This window comes from Frankia sp. CcCS3 (assembly GCF_977927575.1).
The window spans coordinates 1-3696 of the sequence record NZ_CDWRCL010000195.1 but is presented as its reverse complement, the minus strand read 5'-3'; the positions used below and the strand labels follow the sequence as shown (position 1 = coordinate 3696).

At 65.3% G+C, this 3696-nt stretch carries 4 protein-coding genes, 1 tRNA gene and 1 pseudogene; 2 read left to right on the top strand and 4 right to left on the bottom strand.

All coding sequences use genetic code 11. The features are described 5' to 3' along the window. The 3 genes from AC08OQ_RS15380 to AC08OQ_RS15370 form a co-directional block, all read right to left on the bottom strand. Window positions 1-575, bottom strand: a 575-nt coding sequence (locus AC08OQ_RS15380; protein ID WP_476612140.1) for an O-methyltransferase, incomplete at its 3' end; no start/stop codon positions are given. 360 nt (window positions 576-935) lie between these two features. Next, window positions 936-1304 carry a DUF5615 family PIN-like protein gene (locus AC08OQ_RS15375; protein WP_476601723.1) on the bottom strand — a complete coding sequence of 123 codons (369 nt, stop codon included), beginning with the start codon at window positions 1302-1304 and terminating at the stop codon, window positions 936-938. Continuing rightward, window positions 1301-1528, bottom strand: a complete 228-nt coding sequence (locus AC08OQ_RS15370) for a DUF433 domain-containing protein (protein WP_035953249.1) — start codon at window positions 1526-1528, stop codon at window positions 1301-1303. Before AC08OQ_RS15370 ends, AC08OQ_RS15375 begins: the two co-directional genes overlap by 4 nt. A gap of 75 nt (window positions 1529-1603) precedes the next feature. Here AC08OQ_RS15370 and AC08OQ_RS15365 point away from each other — a divergent pair, with 75 nt between their 5' ends. Next, entirely contained in the window at window positions 1604-2317 is a 714-nt protein-coding gene (locus AC08OQ_RS15365) for an IS6 family transposase (RefSeq protein WP_462188313.1), read from the top strand. Window positions 2318-2585: 268 nt separating this feature from the next. Here AC08OQ_RS15365 and AC08OQ_RS15360 read toward each other — a convergent pair. Next, window positions 2586-2661, bottom strand: a tRNA-Thr gene (locus AC08OQ_RS15360). 641 nt (window positions 2662-3302) lie between these two features. On the opposite strand from AC08OQ_RS15360, the pseudogene AC08OQ_RS15355 reads away from it, so the two are divergent. Further along, a pseudogene (locus AC08OQ_RS15355) lies at window positions 3303-3696 on the top strand (MMPL family transporter); the annotation flags it as partial.

Here is a 3696-nt window from a genome sequence, read left to right as displayed (position 1 = left end):
TACGGGTAGGCGATGAACGGGTCGCCCAGGTACAGCGTCTCCAGGTCGACGAGGCCGCCCAGCCGGGCGACGTTGAGCGGCTGCCCGTCGTAGGAGTCGTAGCCGAACCGGGGATGGCTGAGGTCGACGTTGTCAACAGCGACGATCCCGGCCTGGACCGCGGCCAACTCGTCGGCCAGTGGCCAGCGGTCGTACCAGTGGGCATCGAGGTAGACCAGCGGCCGATCGAACCGGCCGGTGAGCGACGCCAGCACAGCCGCGGAGTCGCCGGTCACCACGGTGGTGTTCGGCCGGTCGCGTAGCCGGGTGCGGGCGAATGCGGCGTGCTCCTCGACGACGTCGCAGGTGATGATCGGCAGAGTGGGGTAGAGCCGGGCGAGGTAGTCGGTGGTGTCGCCGAGGAAGCAGCCAGTCTTGATGATGCCGTCACATCCATAGGCGTCGATCAGGTAGTCGACCTGCAGCGCGGTGGTGATGTCGAAGCCGAACGGTCCCCCGCCGTCGGAGAGGCGAGCGCAGCCGGCGCGAAGGGTGGTGTAGAAGGTGTCCAGGAGGCCGATCGACGGCTGGTACATGGCAGCCTTTCACACGCTGTGAGTGTGGCGCAGCCAGCGAGGGGACTCGAACCCCTAACCGCTCGATTACAAGACGAATCACCGCGTATCGGAGCATGCCGGAACGTGCCGCCCCGTGCCGCAAAATCCGAGGTCAGGGCGATTTCCGTGCCGGAACGTGCCGGCCGATGCCGCGCCGTGCCGGAGCATCCGCGCACACAATGCGCACACAGGCCGCCCGGGTGCGGCGCACGACACACCGACATGGCAGACATACATAACTTTCTGGGCACAGAGACGCTCCGACTACGGTACGTAGTTGATTGCGGTCTAGTGTGGGACCTGCGCGGAGACTGCGGGCCGGATCGGGGGTAGCAGTACTCAGCGGAGCGGGAGTCGACGGACCCGTACGTGGGTGGTGCTGAGCGATATGACGACGCCCTGTTCGAGGTCGGCTTCCAGCGCAGGCAGATTGGCCAGCAGCAGGGCGGCTTGCGCGTCGGGCTTGAGCTGGTCGCCGGACCGGAGCAGGACCAGCGAGGGAGCGATGCCCCGGCTGAGTGCGAGCAGAGTCGTGAAGTCGCTGTCGGCGGAGATGATCGAACGTCTCTCGGTGACGGCGAACGCGCTGACCTCGGTATCCGGGGAACCGCCAAGCCCGTGCTCGAGGACGTGCGTTGCGTCCATGCCCTTGTTGCGCAGCAGTTCGGCAACCCGCGGTGAGAGGTTCTCGTCGACGAGAAACCTCATGCGGCGATGAACGGACGCTCTTGCGGCATTGTCTCCGCGGCAAACGCGAGAGCAGCGAGCACGTCGTCGCGGGTGAGCGACGGATAGTCGGCGAGCAGTTCCTCGACCGTCGAGCCGGCCGCGAGCTGACCCAGCACCGCGGACACGGTGATCCGGGTACCACGAATCGCCGGCGCACCCGCCATGATCGCGGGATCGGCGGTGATGCGGCTGACGACGGCCATGGCCAGGAGTCTACCGTCGGAGGCGTGTGGCATCGGCGGAGTCCGGCATCGCGGATCCTGATCAGTCATGGCTGAGTGACGGGTCGAGGCCGTGCCTGTCCACCGGTTCCGGCGTCGGAGTTCGCGGGGTTCCGGTTCCCACCCGAGGTGATCGTCCTTACGGTGCGGTGGTACCTGCGGTTCGCCCTGTCGTACCGGGACGTCGAGGAACTGCTCGTCGAACGCGGTCTCGCGGTCGATCACGTCACGATCTACCGGTGGGTGCAGCGCTTCACGCCCTTGCTGGCCGAGGCGGCCCGGCCGTGTCGACACCGACCCGGGAACAGGTGGTTTATCGACGAGACCTACGTCAAGGTCGCCGGCCGGTGGACCTACGTGTACCGGGCGGTTGACCAGCATGGCCAGGTCATCGATGTCCTGGCCAGCACCCGCCGTGACCAGGCCGCTGCCCGGCGCTTCTTCGTTCGGGCGCTGGCCCAAGGTCGCCGGCCAGTCGAGGTCACCACCGACAAGGCGTCTGTCTACCCGCGGCTCCTCGATGAGCTGCTTCCCGAGGCCTGCCACATCGACGCCGCCCGGGAGAACAACCGGATCGAGGCCGATCATGGCCGGTTGAAAGCACGGCTCCGGCCGATGCGCGGACTGAAACGGCTGCGTTCGGTCCAAACTGTCAGTGCCGGGCACGCCTTGGTGCAGAACATCCGCCGCGGCTACTACGAACTCGGGATCGACAGCAGCCCGCACCTGCGGCTGGCAGCCGCGTTCACCGAACTCGCCGCAGCAGTCTGATCAGCAGACGCTCCGGTCGCTGGCATGTCCAGCTTCCCCGCAATGCAACAGCGCCCATGGGACCGGCCGATGGTGACGGAATGTAACCGCTTTGGGAGGTGGCATTGCGACCGCGGATCCCGACTCAGGAGCCCGAAGACGACACTCCGTCGATGATCGTTCTGAGCGCGACCCTGCCGAATGCGCACACAATGCGTACACAAACCCATTTCGATCTTGAATAGATGATCTCCGATTTCGCGAAACCGCAGGTCAGAGACCATCTGTCTGGAGCCGGCGAGGGGACTCGAACCCCTAACCGCTCGATTACAAGTCGAGTGCGCTACCAATTGCGCCACGCCGGCGGATGATCTCACGATACCCGACCGCCGCACTGAGACGCTGAGGCCATCGGCCGGTTCGCCGCCGGCCGCGGTTCGCGGGCGCCGCCGGCTCGGCAAGATCAAAAGGGTGCCCGTGGCGTGCTCCCGCCGGTTGCCCGGCTCGAACGCGGCGAGCACCTACAGCCGGTAGACGTGTCGGGACCCGCTCCTCGGCCGTGAAGCGGGCGAGGAGCTCCCGCTCGGCCCGCTCGGGCCCGGTCAGCCCGGTCAGTGCCGCCATCGGGGTACCCCGACCGGCACCGATACCGCCGTCCACATTCTTGCCACCGAAAAATGTGGTGCCGGAACTGGTGAACAAATTTTGTCACAGCGGTTGTCGGGCAGTTCGTGGCGGTACGGTCGATCACGAGGCTAGGCGTGCGGGAACGCCGTAAAGTGTCGTCTCTCGTGAATCGTCTCTAGAATTATCGGACGATGATCCACACCAAAGAGCCCCACCAAAGGGGACGTAATGAAGTAACAAATACGTGATCGAGAGCATCATCGCAGGTCACAGGCCTGTGGAGGGTTCGAAACGCGCAAGTTATTTCATTTCGACTCCAAAGAGTAATTGACGTTGCTTGCCCGCGAGATAGGTTGTCCAAAATAACGAAGGGCCAACCATGCTGATCGTTGCGTTGACAGGCGTCGCACGTCTGTGTGCCCGCCATCGCTGGATCGCGGTCGGCATGTGGGCGGTGCTCCTCCTGCCTGCGGTGTTCTTCGTGATCGCAGGTCACGCGCAATATAGCCACGATGTGTCGGTTCCCGGTTCCGAGTCGCAGCGGGCAATGAATCTGGCGCGCAAGGTGATTCCAGGCGGCGTCCTGCCGGACACCGAACAGATCGTGCTGCACGCCAGGCGCGGCACGCTGGCGGACCCGCTGGTGCACCAGCAGGTCGAGGAGTTGCTCGCCGACGTCGGGAAGCTGCCGGGGGTACTCACCGTCGCCGACCCGTTCGGACCACTAGTGGTCGGAACCGTTAATTCGTCGGGTTTCATGCGGCCTGCGGACG

What these genes read in the sequence shown, in the direction of transcription:
- AC08OQ_RS15375 (WP_476601723.1), bottom strand. Translation starts at nt 1,304, where the DNA reads ATGAGGTTTCTCGTCGACGAGAACCTCTCACCGCGGGTTGCCGAACTG.
- AC08OQ_RS15370 (WP_035953249.1), bottom strand. Translation starts at nt 1,528, where the DNA reads ATGGCCGTCGTCAGCCGCATCACCGCCGATCCCGCGATCATGGCGGGT.